General features: G+C 63.5%; 15 protein-coding genes. 10 read left to right on the plus strand and 5 right to left on the minus strand.

The genetic code is table 11. The annotated features are described in order from the left end of the window. Nucleotides 1-17 precede the first annotated feature (17 nt). The 5 genes from MNR02_RS06050 to MNR02_RS06070 form a co-directional block, all read right to left on the minus strand. Complete coding sequence (locus tag MNR02_RS06050) at nt 18-1,073, minus strand: dipeptidase (RefSeq protein WP_241948447.1); 1,056 nt, start codon at nt 1,071-1,073, stop codon at nt 18-20. Nucleotides 1,074-1,140: 67 nt separating this feature from the next. Then, on the minus strand, nt 1,141-2,301 hold the full coding sequence (gene nagA / locus MNR02_RS06055; protein WP_241948448.1) for an N-acetylglucosamine-6-phosphate deacetylase: 1,161 nt from the start codon (nt 2,299-2,301) through the stop codon (nt 1,141-1,143). Further along, a complete protein-coding gene (locus MNR02_RS06060) occupies nt 2,298-3,320 on the minus strand; it encodes an SIS domain-containing protein (RefSeq protein WP_241948449.1) in 1,023 nt (340 codons plus the stop codon). Before MNR02_RS06060 ends, nagA begins: the two co-directional genes overlap by 4 nt. Before the next feature lie 22 nt (nt 3,321-3,342). Further along, nucleotides 3,343-4,107, minus strand: a complete 765-nt coding sequence (locus MNR02_RS06065) for a GntR family transcriptional regulator (RefSeq protein WP_241948450.1) — start codon at nt 4,105-4,107, stop codon at nt 3,343-3,345. Continuing rightward, the gene (locus MNR02_RS06070) at nt 4,104-4,991 is read right to left on the minus strand and encodes an N-acetylglucosamine kinase (RefSeq protein WP_241948451.1); all 888 of its coding nucleotides are present in this window, start codon (nt 4,989-4,991) and stop codon (nt 4,104-4,106) included. The genes MNR02_RS06065 and MNR02_RS06070 overlap by 4 nt, the downstream gene beginning before the upstream one ends. Nucleotides 4,992-5,186: 195 nt before the next feature. On the opposite strand from MNR02_RS06070, the gene MNR02_RS06075 reads away from it, so the two are divergent. The 10 genes from MNR02_RS06075 to MNR02_RS06120 all read left to right on the plus strand — a co-directional run bounded on the left by MNR02_RS06075 (nt 5,187) and on the right by MNR02_RS06120 (nt 17,643). Then, entirely contained in the window at nt 5,187-6,080 is an 894-nt protein-coding gene (locus MNR02_RS06075) for an N-acetylmuramic acid 6-phosphate etherase (RefSeq protein ID WP_241948452.1), read from the plus strand. Between the two features lie 44 nt (nt 6,081-6,124). After that, nucleotides 6,125-7,384: an ABC transporter substrate-binding protein gene (locus MNR02_RS06080; RefSeq protein WP_241948453.1), complete on the plus strand. Its 1,260-nt coding sequence runs from the start codon at nt 6,125-6,127 to the stop codon at nt 7,382-7,384. Nucleotides 7,385-7,688: 304 nt separating this feature from the next. After that, nucleotides 7,689-8,639, plus strand: coding sequence for a carbohydrate ABC transporter permease (locus tag MNR02_RS06085; protein WP_241598508.1), 951 nt, complete (start codon nt 7,689-7,691; stop codon nt 8,637-8,639). A 15-nt stretch (nt 8,640-8,654) separates the two neighbouring features. Continuing rightward, on the plus strand, nt 8,655-9,494 hold the full coding sequence (locus MNR02_RS06090; protein ID WP_241948454.1) for a carbohydrate ABC transporter permease: 840 nt from the start codon (nt 8,655-8,657) through the stop codon (nt 9,492-9,494). An 8-nt stretch (nt 9,495-9,502) separates the two neighbouring features. Continuing rightward, entirely contained in the window at nt 9,503-10,555 is a 1,053-nt protein-coding gene (locus MNR02_RS06095) for a Gfo/Idh/MocA family protein (RefSeq protein WP_371746720.1), read from the plus strand. Nucleotides 10,556-10,565: 10 nt separating this feature from the next. Then, a complete protein-coding gene (locus tag MNR02_RS06100) occupies nt 10,566-11,567 on the plus strand; it encodes an ABC transporter ATP-binding protein (RefSeq protein WP_241948456.1) in 1,002 nt (333 codons plus the stop codon). Nucleotides 11,568-11,743: 176 nt separating this feature from the next. Beyond that, complete coding sequence (locus tag MNR02_RS06105) at nt 11,744-13,030, plus strand: efflux RND transporter periplasmic adaptor subunit (protein ID WP_241948457.1); 1,287 nt, start codon at nt 11,744-11,746, stop codon at nt 13,028-13,030. 11 nt (nt 13,031-13,041) lie between these two features. Continuing rightward, nucleotides 13,042-16,179, plus strand: coding sequence for an efflux RND transporter permease subunit (locus tag MNR02_RS06110; RefSeq protein WP_241598520.1), 3,138 nt, complete (start codon nt 13,042-13,044; stop codon nt 16,177-16,179). A gap of 5 nt (nt 16,180-16,184) precedes the next feature. Continuing rightward, on the plus strand, nt 16,185-16,808 hold the full coding sequence (locus MNR02_RS06115; RefSeq protein WP_241948458.1) for a TetR family transcriptional regulator: 624 nt from the start codon (nt 16,185-16,187) through the stop codon (nt 16,806-16,808). Between the two features lie 169 nt (nt 16,809-16,977). Beyond that, nucleotides 16,978-17,643: a TetR family transcriptional regulator C-terminal domain-containing protein gene (locus MNR02_RS06120; protein ID WP_241598522.1), complete on the plus strand. Its 666-nt coding sequence runs from the start codon at nt 16,978-16,980 to the stop codon at nt 17,641-17,643. The last annotated feature ends 252 nt before the right edge of the window (nt 17,644-17,895 follow it).

The raw sequence follows: 17,895 nt of genomic DNA on the forward strand, positions 1-17,895 counted from the left end.
GTTGCTCCCGGGATTGCTCAGGCTTCGCGCCAGACGGTTTTGAGAAGCCGCAGCCAGTTTTCGCGGCACAGTTTCGCCAGGTCGTCTTCGCTGTAGCCTGCCGATCGCAAGGCCTCGACGAGCGCCTGATTGCCGGCGGCATCGCCGATGGCGGCGGGAATGGTCGCGCCGTCGAAATCCGAACCGAGCGCCACGCAGTCGATGCCCATATGCTCGACCATGTAGTCGATATGCCGCACCATGTCGGACAGCGGGGTGTCCGGGTTTTCGAGACCATCGGGCCGCAGCATGGTCGTGGCGTAGTTGAGCCCGGCAATGCCCTTGCGTTCGCGGATCGCGTCGAGCTGGCGGTCCGTCAGATTGCGCGAGATCGGTGTGAGGGCGTGCGCGTTGGAATGGGTCGCGACCAGCGGCTGCGTGCTGACGCGCTCGACGTCCCAGAAGCCTTGTTCCGTGATGTGGGCAAGGTCGATCATGATGCCCATGCGGTCGCACGCCTTCACCAGTTCGATGCCTGCATGCGTCAGGCCGGGCGCGGTATCCGGCGAGGATGGGAACGCGAAGGGCACGCCATGGCCGAAGCGGTTGTGCCGGCTCCAGACCGGGCCGAGCGAGCGTAGGCCGGCGACGTAGAGCGTTTCGAGCGTCGACAAATCCTCGGCAATCGGTTCGCAGCCTTCGATGTGAAGCACCGCGGCAAAGCGGCCAGCGGCCATGGCGGTACGGATATCGGCGGTCGAACGGCAGATGGTGAGGGCTTCGGCCCGCTCCAGCCGGAAGGCGATGGCCGCCATTGACAGCGCCGTGTTCAGTGCATCCGGCTGGTTGAGCGGGCCGACCATGCGGATATTGTAATGGCCGTTCGCATCGAGTTCGCGCGGCGGGTAATCCTCGTTGGGCGGGATGAAGATCGCGCAGAAGCCACCGGCGAGGCCGCCCTTGCGCGCACGCGGGCCATCGATATGCCCGAGTGTCGTTCCCTCTACGAATTCGGCAACCGGATCGGCGCCGGCCTTCGCATTCTCCCACAGCCGCAGCAGAACGTCGTTATGGCCGTCAAAGATCACTTGCATACGCCGCTCCTATGTTGTCGCGCCGGTAGAGCCGATTCCGCCAGGGTCCGCAAGGACTGGCCAGGCGTCAGGCGGCGAAGACCGGCGTCCCGCCGATCCACGTCGATACCACGTTCACGCCGTCGTCGATGACGGCGAAATCGGCGTCGTGACCATGGGTCAGCCGGCCCTTGCGCCCCGCCATGCCGATTGCCTCGGCGGGATACAGCGAGCCCATGCGCAGCGCCTCCTCCAGATCGATGCCGACGGTATCGCGCATGAAGCGGATGCAGGAGGCCATGTCGATATCGGCTCCGGCCAGCGTGCCGTCGGCGAGCGTCAGGCGACTGCCTTCGCGGAAGATCTCGCGTCCGTTGAGGAAGAAGCTCGTCATATCCGTGCCGAGCGGCGACATGGCATCGGTGACCAGGAAGATGCGCCCTGGGCCGCGCTTGGCCCGCAGCGCTGCACCGATCGATGCGGGATGCACATGGTATCCATCCGCGATGAGGCCGGCGTTGAGATGACCGAGATCGAGTGCCGCGCCGACCATACCCGGCTCGCGGTTGCCGAGCGGGCTCATGGCATTGAAGAGATGCGTCATCATCTGCGCGCCGGCCGCGACGGCTGCGGCCGCGGAGGCATAGCCACAGTCGGAATGACCGAGGCTGACGGTGACGCCGGCTGCGCGCAACGCGGCGATCTGCTCGTTGGTGGCGTTCTCGGGCGCAAGCGTCATCAGGAGCGCGTCGAGACCCTTTCGGGCCTCGATGGTGCGGGCAAGGTCTTCCGGCTCCATGGGCCGGATGAAGGCCGGATCGTGCGCGCCCTTTCGCGCGATGGAGAGGTGCGGGCCCTCCAGGTGGAGGCCGAGAAAACCGGGCACGGCTGCCGCGCGCGCCGCAAGGCCGGCCTCGATTGAGGCCGTCGTGACGGCGACACTGTCGGTGATCAGCGTCGGCAGGAGGGCCGTGGTGCCGAAACGGGCGTGCGCCGCGCAGATGGTGCGGATGCCCTCGACATCGGGGCTCTCGTTTAGCAGTACGCCGCCGCCGCCATTGACCTGCAGATCGACGAAACCGGGGACGAGCGACAGTCCGTCCATCGGTACGAGGCGGGCTTCCGTCGGTACATCGCGGCGCGGCGCGACGGCGGCAATCCTGCCATCCGAAATCAGAAGCGCGCTGTTCTCATGCCAGAGATCGCCATCGAAAATGCGGGCGCCGGTAATGGCGGTGAGCGCTGTCATCGGGTTTCCGTCACTTTCTTGAGGTTAACAGGCTTGTCTGGGTCGAGCCCCTTGCCGCGGGACCAAGCCTCCACGAAGCCGTAGAAGGGCACGATCAGCGCTAGCGCATCGGTTATCGGATGGCCGGTGGCGACAAAGGGGAGCGTGCGCGCGGTTTTCGCGCTGTCCGAGGTTACGCAGGCATAGGCGCCCCGCTCGGCAAGACCGTCTGCCATGCCGGTGACGGAGGCTTCCGCAGCGTCGCGCGCGGCGAGCGCGATGACGGGGAAGGATGGCCCCACAAGCGCGACAGGGCCATGCACCACCTCCGCCGAGGAATAGGCCTCGGCATGCATGCCCGACGTTTCCTTGAATTTCAGCGCGGCCTCGCTTGCTATGGCCAGGCCGGGGCCGCGTCCGAGAACGTAGAGCGACTGGGCGTCCTTGAGGTCCCCGGCAAGGCCCGACCAATCCAGCGCCACAGCTTTGGCGAAGTGCTCCGGCAGGTCCTGCACGGCGTTTGCGAGCGCGGTGTCGCCCGTCCATTCGGCCAGCACGGCAAGGCCCGCGACGATGGAGTTTACATAGGACTTCGTCGCGGCGACGGAGAGTTCGGGACCGGCCGAGAGATCGAGAGAATGGGTGCACGCTTCCGCGAGCGGCGAGGGCAGGGTGTTGGTGAGCGCGATGGACACCGCGCCGCCCTTCGTGGCGCCATCGGCCATGGCGACGATATCCGGGCTCTTGCCGGACTGGGAAATGGCGATGGCCGCGCCGCCGGCCAGTTTCAGGCGCGCGCCGTAGATCGAGGCGAGCGAGGGGCCGAGCGAGGCGACGGGGCGTCCCGCCGTCAGTTCGATGGCATATTTCAGGAAGAGGGCGGCATGGTCGGACGAGCCGCGCGCGACGGTCACGAAAAACTGCGGGTCGCGTTCGCGCAAAGCCGCGCCGGCCGCTTTGATCGCCCCGGTGGATTGGGCCAGAACGCGGGCTGCGGCCTCGGGGATTTCGTTGATTTCTTTGCGCATGTTGGTCTGCATGGACGTCTCTTTCAGGTAGGGCTCACGTATCGGACAGTGTGAGCTCGGCGACGAAGTCATAGGCGTCGCCGCGATAGATGGAGCGGGTGAACTCGACCACCCGGCCCGTGCGAAGATAGGAAATGCGTTCGATGGAGAGCCCCGCCGAACCGGGCGGCACGCCGAGGATGGACGCGTCGGGGTCCTTCATGTTGTAGGCGGAGATGCGCTGGACGGCGCGCACCGGCCGGCAGCCTCGCTTTTCCAGCGCTGCGTAAAGCGAATCCTGCACCTGCAAAGGTTCCGGCAGGAATTCTGCGGAAATGCAGGCGCGCTCGATGGCGAGCGGCATGCCGTCGGCGATGCGCAGGCGGCCCAGTCTTGCTACAAGGGCATCGGCCGGCAGGCCGAGCATCATCATCTCGTCGGGCGAGGGGTGGAACAGGCCCCGGTCGAGCCATTCGGCGCGGGTGGTGAGGCCGCGCCGCGCCATGTCCTCGGTGAAGGAGGTGAGGCGCGACAGGGACTGCTGCACCTTGGAGACCGGCTTGGCGACGAAGGTGCCGGAGCCGTGGCGGCGCACGAGGAGCCCGTCCTTGACCAGATCGTCCACCGCCTTGCGCACGGTCACGCGGCTGACATTGGCGTGGTCGGCCAGATCGCGCTCGGCGGGCAGGGCGTCGCCGTAGTTCAGCCGGCCGGAGGTGATCGCCTCTTCCAGCGTCTGACGCAGCTTCACATAGAGCGGGCCGGGCACGCCCGATTGCAGGCTGTTGGGCGGCAGGATGGCGGACAGCGGCGTCGTCATGCGGCCGCTCCCGTGCGTTCCCGGTAGCCCTTGGCGGCCAGCGCAACCGCTCCCGTCAGGGCGTCGGCCTCGGCCTCCATCAGGATCGCGCGGTGCTTTTGCGAAAGCCATTCGGGATAGAGCGGTGCGAGCCCGCCGAGCAGGCACAAGCGTGGCGCGCCGGCGAGCCTCATTATGGCGTCGAGGGATTCGTTGACGGACGTGGCCGCCGCCTCGACGATCGCCAGCGCCTGACGGTCGCCCCGGCGGGCGTGATCGAAGATCAGCGGCGCGAAGCGGCCGAAGTCGCCGGGCTTGGACAGGCGGGCGAACTCGACAATGCTGCGCGGATCGCCCTTGAACTCGTCCAGAACGGCGTCGGTCACGGTCGAGCGCGGATGTACGCGGTCATGGGCGAGAAGCGCCTCCTGCAGGAGGGCATGGCCGAGCCGCGCGCCGCCGCCGAGATCGCCGACCGTAAAGCCCCAGCCGCCGATATAACGCACCGTGCCGTCCTTGCGGCCCATATAGATGGAGCCGGTGCCGAGAATCGCCACCGCGCCATCCTCGTCGCCGATCGCGCCTTGCAGGGCGACCAGGCCGTCCGAGTCGATGTCGGTATGCCTGAAGGGCAGGCGGTCGTGCACGTAGCGGGTGAGATCGCCGACATTGGTGCCGGCAAGGCCGAGAAAGGCGGACGCATCGCTAATCCCGGCCTCGTCGAGCCCCGCATCGCGGTAGGCGGCCTTTGCCGCCTCGGTGATGGAGATGATCGCATTGTTGGGATCGGTGAGGATGTTGGCCGCACCGCTCTTGCCGCGCCCCAGAACCATGCCGTCAGGTGTGGCGACGGCCGCGCGGCAACTCGTGCCGCCGCCGTCGATGCCGAGAATGTAATGGGTCATCGCCACCTCCGAGGACGACGATACCAAAAAAATACCAATAACCAAGGGGTATGGTGGTATCGAAGTATGACTTTCTCTTAACGGACTGTTTTTCATGTATAAAAATGATTGTCGGCAAAAAATTGGTCTCAAAAGTTAATTCTCTATGGACAAGTGGTATTTTTTTGGCATTAATTTGGCCAAGGGAGAACAAGCATGGCCGAGCGCAGAACCGAAGGCAGGCATGAACAGGCGAAGGGGCTGGACGCGCGCCAGCCGCTGGATGTTCTCAGTGTTCTTGCCGATGCGCAGAAAGAGGCGGTCGCGGCCGTCGATCCCGCACTCTCCGATATCGCGGCCGCTTCACGCCTCGCCGCCGACGCCCTGCTTGCCGGTGGGCGTCTCGTCTATGCGGGCGCCGGCAGTTCCGGCCTGATGGCCATGGCCGACGCGCTAGAACTGCCTGGCACTTACGGTATTTCACGCGAACACATCGTCATCATGCTTGCCGGCGGTGCCGAAAGCCTCGTTGATCTGGCCGGCGGCTTCGAGGACGACCGCGCGCTTGCCGTTTCCGATGCGAAGGAAGCGGGGCTTCGGGCCGACGATTGCGTGATCGCCGTTTCCGCAAGCGGCAGCACGCCCTATGCGCTTTCCCTGATCGCCTATGCGAAGGAAAACGGCGCCAAAGTTATAGCTATGGCCAATAATCCGGGCGCTGCGCTGTTTGATGAGGCGGATGTTTCGATCCTGCTGCAGACGCCGCCGGAGGTGATTTCCGGCTCGACGCGCATGGGTGCCGGCACCGCGCAGAAGATCGCCTTCAATCTCTTTTCGACACTTCTCGGCATTCATCTCGGCCACGTTCACGATGGCCACATGGTCAATCTCAAGGCCGACAATATCAAGCTCAGGGGCCGCGCGTGCCGGATCGTTTCCGACATTTCGGGTGTCGGTCTGGACGAGGCGGAGCGGCTGCTCACCTTGTCGGACGGCTCGGTCAAAGCGGCGGTGCTGCTGGCCAGGGGCGTGGAGGATAAAAGAGCCGCGCAGGCGGCGCTCGACCGTTCGGGGCAAAGTCTCCGCCGGGCCCTGGAGGCCTTGGAATAACAGAATCTCAAAGCGCGCTACGGCGCATAAAAGGGGAGAATGACATGACACGCAACGCAATCAAGGGCCTGCTTCTGGCCTCCAGCATGCTCGGCACGGCCGGGCTTGCGCATGCGCAGGACGTGACGCTGACGGTGGAAAGCTGGCGTAACGACGACCTGTCGATCTGGCAGGAGAAGATCATCCCGGCCTTCGAAGCGAAGAACCCGGGCATCAAGGTCGTGTTCTCGCCTTCGGCCCCGACCGAGTACAATGCTGCGCTCAATGCCAAGCTCGACGCCGGTTCGGCCGGCGATCTCATCACCTGCCGTCCGTTCGACGCCTCGCTCGAACTCTTCAACAAGAAGCACCTCGTTAGTCTGAACGATCTGCCGGGCATGGAGAACTTCTCCGACGTCGCCAAGTCCGCATGGACGACGGATGACGGCGCGACGACCTTCTGCGTGCCGATGGCATCGGTCATCCACGGCTTCATCTATAATGCTGACGCCTTCGCGGAAGTCGGCGTGGAAGTGCCGAAGACGGAAGCCGAGTTCTTCGCCGTCCTCGACAAGATCAAGGAGAACGGCAACTACACGCCGATGGCGATGGGCACGAAGGACCTCTGGGAAGCCGCCACCATGGGCTACCAGAACATCGGCCCGACCTACTGGAAGGGTGAAGAAGGCCGCAAGGCGCTGATCGCCGGCACGCAGAAGCTGACCGACGAGCCGTGGGTCGAGCCGTTCCGCGTTCTTGCCAAGTGGAAGGACTATCTCGGCGACGGCTTCGAGGCGCAGACCTATCCCGACAGCCAGAACCTGTTCACGCTCGGCCGCGCCGCGATCTATCCGGCCGGCTCGTGGGAAATCGGCCTGTTCAACACGCAGGCCCAGTTCAAGATGGGCGCGTTCCCGCCGCCGGTGAAGAACGAAGGCGATACCTGCTACATCTCGGATCACAACGACATCGGCATCGGCCTTAACGCCAAGAGCCCGAATGCGGAAGCTGCGAAGAAATTCCTGACCTTCGTCGCCTCACCTGAATTCGCCGACATCTACGCCAACTCGCTGCCAGGCTTCTTCAGCCTGAATTCGACGGCGGTGAAGATGAACGACCCGCTGGCGCAGGAATTCGTTTCCTGGCGCGAAAAGTGCCAGCCGACGATCCGCTCGACCTACCAGATTCTGTCGCGCGGCACGCCGAACCTGGAAAACGAGACCTGGACGGAATCCGCCAACGTGATCAACGGCACGGACACGCCGGAAGTCGCTGCGGAGAAGCTCCAGAAGGGCCTCGACAGCTGGTACAAGCCCGCGAAGTAAGGCGGGTTGCTGAGGGGTAGGGGATCGCTCCCCGCCCTGATCCTCTTCCCGCAAGCGGGGAGAGGGGCTCAAGACTTGCAGCCGGTGTTCTCTCGCCGCATTCGCGGGAAGGGACACCGGCGGGCAGGAGCAGGGCTTCGCGCCGGACTTGCCGCACGCGGACATCATATGCCCAGCAAAAAACGGGGCAGCGGCCTCAAGCCAGACGTGTATGCTGACCTTGGCCCTGTGCGGCACAGCCGACCGCGCACGGCGTCCGTTCCTGCGGGCATTCAACGAATAACAACCGGATGGGGCAGGCTTTATGAGCGACGCAACTTCTTCCCGCGAGACGATGGCGCCGATCCGGCGCCCGAGGCGCTGGCATATCGCCGTCTTCCTGCTGCCGGCGCTCCTTGTCTATTCCGCGGTGATGATCCTGCCCTTGATCGAGACGCTGCGCCTTTCGCTGTTCAACACGGTGGATGGCGAACCGGCTTTCGTCGGTCTCGCCAACTTCCAAGTCCTGTTCGGCGATGCACGCTGGGCGGCGGATTTCTGGAACGCGCTGAAGAACAACTTCATCTTCTTTACTATCCATATGCTGGTGCAGAACCCGATCGGTGTCGCACTCGCCGCCATGCTGTCAATTCCCAAGCTGCGTTTCGCCGCCTTCTACCGCACGGCCATCTTCCTGCCGACGCTGCTTTCCTTCGTCATCGTCGGCTTCATCTGGAAGCTGATCCTCTCGCCGATCTGGGGCGTGTCGCCCTATCTGATGGACCTCGTCGGCCTGAAGTCGTTCTTCTCGCCGTGGCTCGGCAAGCCGAATACAGCGCTGATCGCGGTCTCGCTCATCTCTGTCTGGCAATATGTCGGCATCCCGATGATGCTGATCTACGCAGCGCTTCTCAACATCCCCGAAGAGGTGATCGAAGCCGCGGAATGCGATGGCGTGACGGGCTGGAGCCAGTTCTGGAAGATCAAGCTGCCCCTGATCCTGCCGGCCATCGGCATCATCTCGATCCTGACCTTCGTTGGCAATTTCAATGCTTTCGACCTGGTCTATACCGTGCAGGGTGCGCTCGCCGGTCCTGACAAGTCGACCGACATTCTCGGCACGCTACTCTACCGCACCTTCTTCGGTTTCCAGCTCCAGCTCGGGGACCGCTCGATGGGCGCGACGATCGCGACGGTCATGTTCCTGATCATCCTCGCGGGCGTGTCGCTCTATCTCTTCGTCATCCAGCGGCGCATGCGCCGCTACCAGTTCTGATCGGGAGGGCCTGACATGTCCAAGGCACGCGCTTCGCTCAGCCGCACGACCCTCGTTCACCTCGCGCTGATCGGCTACACGCTCATCGCGGTCTTTCCGGTGTTCCTGACGCTCATCAATTCGATGAAGAGCCGCAATGCGATCTTCCGCAATCCGATGCAGCTTCCCACGGCCGAGACCTTCGATCTCGTGGGTTACACGACGGTTCTGGGGCAGGGGGATTTTGCGTCCTATTTCCAGAACAGCTTCATCGTCACGGTGGTCGCCATCGCGCTGGTGCTGCTGTTCGGCGCTATGGCCGCCTTCGCGCTCTCCGAATATCGCTTCCGCGGCAACACGCTGATGGGACTTTATCTCGCGCTCGGCATCATGATCCCGATCCGGCTGGGCACGGTTGCGATCCTCCAGGGCATGGTGGCGACCGGGCTCGTCAACACGCTGACGGCGCTGATCCTCGTCTACACCGCGCAGGGCATTCCGCTCGCCGTCTTCATCCTGTCCGAGTTCATGCGCACCGTTTCCGACGACCTCAAGAATGCCGGGCGCATCGACGGTCTCTCGGAATATGCGATCTTCTTCCGCCTTGTGCTGCCGCTGGTGCGGCCGGCCATGGCGACGGTTGCGGTCTTCACGATGATCCCGATCTGGAACGACCTGTGGTTCCCGCTGATCCTGGCGCCGAGCGAGGCGACCAAGACGGTCACGCTTGGGTCACAGCTCTTCATCGGCCAGTTCGTGACCAACTGGAACGCGGTTCTGGCGGCGCTGTCGCTCGCCATCCTTCCGGTCCTCGTCCTCTACCTTGTCTTCTCGCGGCAATTGATCCGCGGCATCACTTCGGGAGCTGTAAAGTGAGTTCTGCCATGACCCCCATCCGTGTCCTTTCCGCCGGCCTCGGCAACATGGGCAGGAGCCATGCGCTCGCCTATCATGAAAATCCGGGTTTCGAGCTCGTCGGGCTGGTCAACCGATCGAAGGTGCCGGTCCCGGCCGGGCTGGAAGGCTACGAGATCCATCCGTCCTTTCTTGATGCCCTCAAAGAGGTCAAGCCGGAGCTCTGCTCGATCAGCACCTATTCCGACAGCCATGCCGACTATGCGGTGGCGGCGATGGAAGCCGGCGCCCATGTCTTCGTGGAAAAGCCGCTGGCGACCACGGTGGCGGATGCGGAGCGCGTCGTCGCCTGCGCCAAGGCCAACGGCCGCAAGCTCGTCGTCGGCTACATCCTGCGCCACCATCCTTCCTGGATGCGGCTGATTGAGGAGGCGCGCAAGCTCGGCGGCCCCTATGTCTTCCGCATGAACCTGAACCAGCAGTCGAGTGGCGCGACCTGGGCGACCCATAAGGCGCTGATGAACACCACGCCGCCGATCGTCGATTGCGGCGTGCACTATGTCGATGTGATGTGCCAGATCACGGATGCCAAGCCCGTCGAGGTGCGCGGCATGGGGCTGCGCCTGTCGAACGAGATCGCGGCCGACATGTACAATTACGGCCACCTGCAGGTGCTGTTCGATGACGGTTCGCTCGGCTGGTATGAGGCGGGCTGGGGCCCGATGATCTCGGAAACGGCGTTTTTCGTGAAGGACGTCATGTCGCCGAACGGTTCGGTCTCCATCGTCATGGATCCAAATGCCAAGTCCGACGACATCGACACGCACACCAAGACCGCCGTGATCCGCGTGCACAATGCGGCAACCGGGCCGGACGGCAAGTTCCTGTCGCCGGACGAGGACATGACGATGGCGGGCGAACCCGGCCATCAGGAACTTTGCGACCGGGAACAGGCCTATGTGCTGAAGGCCATCCGCGAGGACATCGATCTCACGCGGCATATGGACGACGCCTTGCAATCGCTGAAGATCTGCCTTGCGGCGGATGAAAGTGTCAGAACCGGCCAGCCGGTCAAGCTCTAGGGGATATCGCGTGGGCTCTCTTCAACTCAAATCCGTCCGCAAGTCCTTTGGCCCGGTCGACGTGCTCAAGGGCATCGACCTCGATGTGAAGGATGGCGAATTCGTCATCTTTGTCGGGCCGTCGGGCTGCGGGAAGTCCACGCTGCTGCGTATCATCGCCGGTCTCGAGGATGCGACGTCGGGCTCCATTACCATCGATGACGAAGAGGTGGCGGCGGTGCCGCCGGCCAAACGCGGCATCGCCATGGTGTTCCAGTCCTACGCGCTTTATCCGCACCTGAACGTCAAGGACAATATGGGCCTTGGCCTCAAGCAGGCCGGCACGCCGAAAGACGAGATCGAGAGGCGCGTCGCAAAGGCATCTTCGATGCTGTCGCTCGAACAGTATCTTGCGCGCCGCCCCGCCGAACTCTCGGGCGGCCAGCGTCAGCGCGTCGCCATTGGACGCGCTATCGTGCGGGAGCCGAAACTGTTCCTGTTCGACGAGCCGCTCTCCAACCTCGATGCGGCGCTGCGCGTCAACACGCGTCTCGAGATCGCAAGGCTTCATCGTGAACTCAAGGCAACGATGATCTATGTCACGCACGATCAGGTCGAGGCGATGACGCTCGCCGACAAGATCGTGGTACTCGATGCTGGCGTCATCCAGCAGGTCGGGTCGCCGATGGAACTCTACAACCGCCCGGCAAATCTCTTCGTCGCTGGCTTTATCGGCTCTCCCGGCATGAACTTCGTCGATGCCGGCCGGATGGGCGTCACCGATGCGAAGACGATCGGTGTACGGCCCGAGCATATCGCACTGTCGCGCGAAGCCGGAACATGGCAGGGCAAGGTCGTGCATGTCGAGCATCTCGGTGCCGACACCATCGTCTATCTCGAATCCGAGGCCATCGGCACCTTGACGGTGCGACTGTTCGGCGAGCATCATTACGCCGTCGGCGATGTGGTTTTCGCAACGCCGTCGGCAGATCAGACACATCGTTTCGATACGGCGGGGCAGGCGATACGTTGAGGCCCCTCATCACAAATCCGTGATCGCGCCGAATCATCGTGTTTCCGGCACGTACGCCGGATTGTCAAAAGGCGGGAATTAACATACAGCCGTGTTTGTATGTTGCGATGCGGTGGTCCTATCGACCACCGCATCTGTTCGTTTTCAGCACCCAGCCGCACTTGCCGGCGCCTTCTATGGAAGAACCGATGCGTTTCACGAGACCGATTTCGATTGCGACCCTTGGCGCCGTTTTGATTCTCGCAGGATGTCAGGAAGAGCAGGCGCCGCAGGGCGGCGCTGCCTTTCCGCCGCCGGCCGTGGCCGTCATCACCGTGAAGGCCGAGGATGTGCCGATCACCAACGAGTTGCCCGGCCGCATCGCTGCGACCCGCACGGCGGAAGTTCGCCCGCGTGCATCCGGCATCATCGTCGAGCGCGTTTTCGAGCAGGGCTCGCAGGTCAAGGAAGGCGATGTTCTTTATCGGATCGATCCGGCGCAATTCAAGCTGCAGGTCGATAGTGCCGAAGCCACGTTGCGGCGAGCCCAGGCCACTCAGGCCCAGGCGAGGAACGACGCAGCGCGCCAGGACCAGCTGAAGAAGTCGAACGTTGCCTCCGCCCAGAACTATGACGACGCCGTGGCCAAACTGGCTCAGGCCGATGCGGATGTCGCGAGCGCGCAAGCCGGTCTTGCCACCGCCAAGCTGAACCTCGAATACACAGAGGTAAAGGCGCCGATCAGCGGCCGCATTGGCCGCGCGTTGATCACGGAAGGTGCGCTGGTTTCGGCAAACGGCACGGAAAACCTTGCCACCATCCAGCAGCTCGATCCGGTTTACGCCGACTTCACCCAGTCCGCGACCGACCTCATCCGCCTTCGCAAGGCGTTGGAGGACGGCGACCTGATGGCCGACAACAACTCCGCCGCCGTGAAGCTGCTTCTCGATGACGGATCGCCGTATCCGCAGCCCGGCAAGCTGCTGTTCTCCGAGGCTGCCGTCGACGAGACGACAGGCCAGGTGACGCTGCGCGGCGAATTCCCCAATCCCGACGGCGACCTTCTGCCGGGCATGTATGTCCGCGTCCAGATCGAGCAGGGTGTTGAAAAGGGCGCTGTCATGGTGCCGCAGCAGGCCGTTCAGCGCGACGGTTCGGGCAGTGCGCTCGTCTACGTCGTCACTGCCGACAACAAGGCCGGTATCCGCCCGGTCCGTGTCGGCCGCGCCGCCGGAACGCGCTGGGTCATCACCGATGGCCTGAAGGATGGCGAAACCATCATCGTCGAGGGCTTCCAGAAGGTTCAGCCCGGCGGCGAGGTCGTCCCGTCCCCGTGGGATCCGAATGCCGTGGCAAAGGATGCGGAGAAAGAGGGCGCCGAAGGTGCTGCCACCGAAGGCGACGAAAAGCCTGACGATGCGAAGGCAGACGAAGCCGGCAAGGCCGAAGGTGCTGACGCCGCCAAGACCGAGCAGGCGAAGTAAGGACCGAAACGATGCCCAGTTTTTTCATCGACAGGCCGATTTTCGCCTGGGTGGTCGCGATCTTCATCATGATCGCCGGCGCCATCTCCATCCCGTTGCTGCCGATTTCGCAGTATCCGGATGTCGCTCCGCCTCAGATTTCTGTTTCCACCTCCTATGCCGGGGCGTCGTCGCAGGACACCTACCAGAGCGTCACCAAGCTCATCGAGGATGAGCTGAACGGCGTGGACGGCATGCTTTATTTCGAATCGACCTCGAGTGCCTCGGGTTCGGCCGAAATCAACATCACCTTCGCGCCGGGCACCGATCCGTCGCAGGCATCGGTGGACGTGCAGAACCGCGTCAGCCGCGTCGAGCCGCGTCTTCCCGACTCGGTGCGTCGCCAGGGCGTGCAGGTGGAGGAGGCCGGTTCGGGCTTCCTGCTCATCGTGTCGCTGACCTCCACCGACGGTTCCATGGATGCGATCGCTCTCGGCGACTATCTCAACCGTAATATCCTCTCGGAAGTCCAGCGTGTGCCCGGCGTGGGCCGTGCACAGCTGTTCGCCACGCAGCGTTCCATGCGTGTCTGGCTCGATCCGGCCAAGATGCTCGGCCTCAATCTGACGGCTGCCGACATTACGGCCGCAGTTCAGGCGCAGAACGCGCAGATCGCGGCCGGCTCCATCGGCGCCCAGCCGAATCCGATCACCCAGCAGATTGCTGCTCCCGTTAACATCCGCGGCCAGCTCACGACGCCGGAAGAATTCGGCGCCATCGTGCTGCGTGCGAACGCCGACGGTTCGGCCGTTCGTCTGCGTGATGTCGCGCGTGTGGAAGTGGGTGGCGAGACCTACTCGTTCTCCACGCGCCTCAACGGCAAGCCTTCCGCCGCCATCGGCGTTCAGCTTTCGCCAAGCGGCAACGCCATGGCGACGTCGGAAGCGATCAAGGCACGCATGGACGAACTGTCGCGGTTCTTCCCGCCGGGTCTGGAATATTCCATCCCCTACGACACCTCGCCGTTCGTGAAGGTTTCGATCGAAAAGGTTCTGCACACGCTGCTCGAGGCCGTCGGGCTCGTGTTCCTCGTGATGTTCCTGTTCCTGCAGAACATCCGCTACACGATCATTCCCACACTCGTCGTTCCCGTTGCGCTGCTGGGTACCTGCGCCGTGATGCTTGCGATGGGGTTCTCGATCAACGTGCTCACGATGTTCGCCATGGTGCTTGCCATCGGCATTCTCGTCGACGATGCCATCATCGTCGTTGAAAACGTCGAGCGCATCATGTCGGAAGAGGGGCTGCCGCCGAAGGAGGCGACCCGCAAGGCGATGAAGCAGATCACCGGTGCCGTCATCGGTATCACGCTCGTGCTTGCCTCGGTGTTCATTCCGATGGGCTTCTTCCCGGGCGCCGTCGGCGTCATCTATCAGCAGTTCTCGCTGACCATGGTCGTGTCGATCCTGTTCTCGGCCTTCCTCGCGCTCTCGTTGACTCCGGCCCTCGCCGGCAGCTTCCTGAAGCAGGTGCCGAAAGGGCATCATCACGCCAAACGTGGGTTCTTCGGCTGGTTCAACCGCGGCTTCGACCGCACGTCGAAGGGCTATAGCGGAAGCGTCGGCTGGCTGGTTCGTCGTGCCGGCCGGTTCATGGTCATCTATCTCGCGATCCTCGCTGGCCTCGGCTACATGTTCCTGAAGCTGCCGTCCTCGTTCCTGCCGGATGAAGACCAGGGCTTCGTCATCGTGATGATGCAGCTTCCCTCGGAGGCCACCGGCCACCGCACGGACGAAGTGCTCAGCCAGACCGAGAAAATCTTCGGGCAGGAGGCTGCGGTCGACACGATCGTTGGCATCAACGGCTTCTCGTTCTTCGGTGCGGGCCAGAATGCCGGCCTGGCCTTCGTGACGCTGAAGGACTGGAGCGAGCGCGGACCGGAAGATGCCGCGCAGGCAATCGCCGGGCGTGCCAGCATGGCGATGAGCCAGATCAAGGATGCGATCAGCTTCGCACTGTCGCCGCCGCCGATCCAGGGCCTCGGTACGACGGGCGGTTTCTCCTTCCGCTTGCAGGATCGTGGCGGTCTTGGTCAGGAAGCCCTCTCGGCCGCCGGTCAGCAGCTGCTCGGCCTTGCCGCGCAGAGCGATATTGTCGCCGGCGTTCGCGTCGAAGGCATGCCGGACGCCGCGCAGGTCAATGTCATGATCGATCGTGAGAAGGCCAACACCTTCGGTGTGACCTTCGCCGATATCAACAGCACGATCTCGACCAACCTCGGCTCGACCTATGTGAACGACTTCCCGAATGCCGGCCGCATGCAGCGCGTGACGGTGCAGGCAGACCAGAACGAGCGCATGCAGGTTGCCGACCTCCTGAACCTCAACGTTCGCAACTCGAGCGGTGGTATGGTGCCGATCTCGGCTTTCGCGACTGCCGAATGGGTGAGAGCTCCGACGCAGACGGTGGGTTACAACGGCTATCCTTCCATCCGCTTCAGTGGCGATACCAAGCCGGGCTTCTCCTCGGGCGATGCCATCGCGGAAATGCAGCGGCTTGCCGCCCAGCTTCCGCCCGGTTTCGGCTATGAGTGGACGGGGCAGTCTTTGCAGGAAATCCAGTCGGGCTCGCAGGCGCCGATCCTTATCGGTCTGTCGATCCTTCTGGTCTTCCTGTGCCTTGCTGCTCTTTACGAAAGCTGGTCGATCCCGTTCGCGGTCATCCTCGTCGTGCCGCTCGGCGTCATCGGCGCGGTCATCGCGGTCACGCTGCGCGACATGTCGAATGACGTGTACTTCAAGGTGGGCCTGATCGCGATCATCGGCCTTTCGGCGAAGAACGCGATCCTGATCATCGAGTTCGCCAAGGAGCTTATGGAGGACGGTAGATCGCTGATCGAGGCGACCATCGAAGCCTGCCATCTGCGCTTCCGACCGATCCTGATGACCTCGCTTGCGTTCACGCTCGGCGTTCTGCCGCTCGCGATCGCGACGGGTGCGAGCTCGGGCAGCCAGCGCGCCATCGGTACCGGCGTTATGGGCGGCATGATCACCGCGACGGTGCTTGCCATCTTCTTCGTGCCGGTCTTCTTCGTCTTCGTGATGAAGCTGTTTGGCTACGGGAGAAAGAAGGAGGAGCCGGTTCCGGCTGCAACCAACCCGGCCGAGTAAGCCGCATGCGTCGGACCAAGGACAGGGCCAAGGAAACCCGCGAGCAGATTTTGCTCTCGGCCGAGAAGGTCTTTTACGAAAAGGGTGTTGCGCACGCCTCCATGGAGGATGTGGCGCGCGCCGCGGGGGTAACCCGCGGCGCCATCTACTGGCACTTCGCCAACCGCGCGGATCTGGTGCTGGAACTCTACAATTCCCTGCCCATGCCGCAGGAAGAGCTGATCGCACGCGAACTGGAAGCCGAAAATGCCGATGTGTTCGGCGTTCTGGAGCGTGTGGGCAGGGAGTGGCTCGAACTGCTTGCTGCCGACGAGCACCGCCAGCGCATTCTCTCGATTCTCCTGCGCTGCGACCACACCGGCGAGTTTTCCGTCATCTCCGAGCGTCAGAACGATCTCGACGATGAGCATATGCAGGTGCTGGAAGCCGCCTTTGCGAAAGCCGAAGGACAGGGCAAGCTCGGAACCACCTGGACGCCCCGCTCCGCGGCTTCCATGCTTCGCTGGGTAATCAAGGGCCTCTGTTCGGAATGGCTGCTGTTCGGCCGCCGCTTCGATCTTGCCGGTGAGGGCAAGGAGGCGCTGCGTCGGCTTTTCGCCAGCTATGCCCTGCCGGCAGCGCCAGGCTGAGCGGTCTCGAAGTCATTCCAGTTCTGATCCGTAGCGGCCTGCCGGACGCTGTCAAAAGGTTCTTGACAGCGGCGGGCATTGTCCCGCTTTGCTGCGTTCAGCATGGCGGCTTCGGACAACCGCGCGTGAGCGGATGCTGATCGATCCCAGAGGCAAGGTGACGGCGAAAATGCGCGCAGACGAAGCTGAACAGGTCGCGATCGACGGCGAGAAGCGGGGACGCAAGGCCTCCAGGGAGACGCGGCGCCAGCAGCTCATCGAAGCCACAATCGATTCACTCGCCAAGCGCGGTTATTCCGACACGACACTGGCGGATGTGGCCGTTGGTGCGGGGCTTTCCCGGGGCATCGTCAACTTCCATTTCGAGAGCAAGGAAAACCTGCTCGTCGCCACGCTGCAGTTCCTTTCGGAGGAGTACAGCGACCACTGGCAGTCGGCTCTCGACAAGGCCGGCCCCAGCGCCGCCAGTCGCCTCTGGGCGCTCGTGCGTGCGGATTTCAGCAGAAAGATTTGTACGAAACGCAAGATTGCCGCATGGGGTGCCTTCTGGGGCGAGGCCAAGTCGCGTCCGACCTACCAGGCCCTCTGCGGCGCACGGGATATCAGATATCGCGAGACGGTCATCGCCCTTTGCACCGAACTGAAGGCGGAGGGCGGTTACGATTACCGGCCGGAGCCGATGGCGCTGTCACTCTGCGCCATGATGGAGGGCCTGTGGCTGCGCCTGCTGATGGGCGACGGTACGACACGCGAGACGGCGCTGGAGGCCGCTGTCGCTTTCGTGGTTGCGGTCTTCCCGCGGCATCTCTCACGACAGGGACCGACGCCGAGATAGGGAAGCGGGACACAACACATGGCAGGCTTAACTGCCCGGTAACCTCCTCGTTTCGGTTGCGGTGTGACGGCTTGACCTTTCGGAAGCGGCGAGCGTAGGTAGCGCAACCGCCATGATGGCGGCCAGCAGTTCGTCGTCCAGGACGCGGGCTGCGCCCTGACAGCAGCACGCCGATTCTTCCGATCTAAATCCGCCACATGGTCGTCGCCGGCGCGACTATGTGAATGACCATAGTCATATGATGCGCAGCAG

Source organism: Shinella sp. H4-D48, from assembly GCF_022637395.1.
In the GTDB taxonomy this organism is placed as follows: domain Bacteria; phylum Pseudomonadota; class Alphaproteobacteria; order Rhizobiales; family Rhizobiaceae; genus Shinella; species Shinella sedimenti.

Bases quoted from the DNA above. Each gene is read 5' to 3' on its own strand.
- MNR02_RS06050 (WP_241948447.1), bottom strand. From the start codon at position 1,073: ATGCAAGTGATCTTTGACGGCCATAACGACGTTCTGCTGCGGCTGTGG.
- nagA (WP_241948448.1), bottom strand. From the start codon at position 2,301: ATGACAGCGCTCACCGCCATTACCGGCGCCCGCATTTTCGATGGCGAT.
- MNR02_RS06060 (WP_241948449.1), bottom strand. From the start codon at position 3,320: ATGCAGACCAACATGCGCAAAGAAATCAACGAAATCCCCGAGGCCGCA.
- MNR02_RS06065 (WP_241948450.1), bottom strand. From the start codon at position 4,107: ATGACGACGCCGCTGTCCGCCATCCTGCCGCCCAACAGCCTGCAATCG.
- MNR02_RS06070 (WP_241948451.1), bottom strand. From the start codon at position 4,991: ATGACCCATTACATTCTCGGCATCGACGGCGGCGGCACGAGTTGCCGC.
- MNR02_RS06075 (WP_241948452.1), top strand. From the start codon at position 5,187: ATGGCCGAGCGCAGAACCGAAGGCAGGCATGAACAGGCGAAGGGGCTG.
- MNR02_RS06080 (WP_241948453.1), top strand. From the start codon at position 6,125: ATGACACGCAACGCAATCAAGGGCCTGCTTCTGGCCTCCAGCATGCTC.
- MNR02_RS06085 (WP_241598508.1), top strand. From the start codon at position 7,689: ATGAGCGACGCAACTTCTTCCCGCGAGACGATGGCGCCGATCCGGCGC.
- MNR02_RS06090 (WP_241948454.1), top strand. From the start codon at position 8,655: ATGTCCAAGGCACGCGCTTCGCTCAGCCGCACGACCCTCGTTCACCTC.
- MNR02_RS06095 (WP_371746720.1), top strand. From the start codon at position 9,503: ATGACCCCCATCCGTGTCCTTTCCGCCGGCCTCGGCAACATGGGCAGG.
- MNR02_RS06105 (WP_241948457.1), top strand. From the start codon at position 11,744: ATGGAAGAACCGATGCGTTTCACGAGACCGATTTCGATTGCGACCCTT.
- MNR02_RS06110 (WP_241598520.1), top strand. From the start codon at position 13,042: ATGCCCAGTTTTTTCATCGACAGGCCGATTTTCGCCTGGGTGGTCGCG.
- MNR02_RS06115 (WP_241948458.1), top strand. From the start codon at position 16,185: ATGCGTCGGACCAAGGACAGGGCCAAGGAAACCCGCGAGCAGATTTTG.
- MNR02_RS06120 (WP_241598522.1), top strand. From the start codon at position 16,978: ATGCGCGCAGACGAAGCTGAACAGGTCGCGATCGACGGCGAGAAGCGG.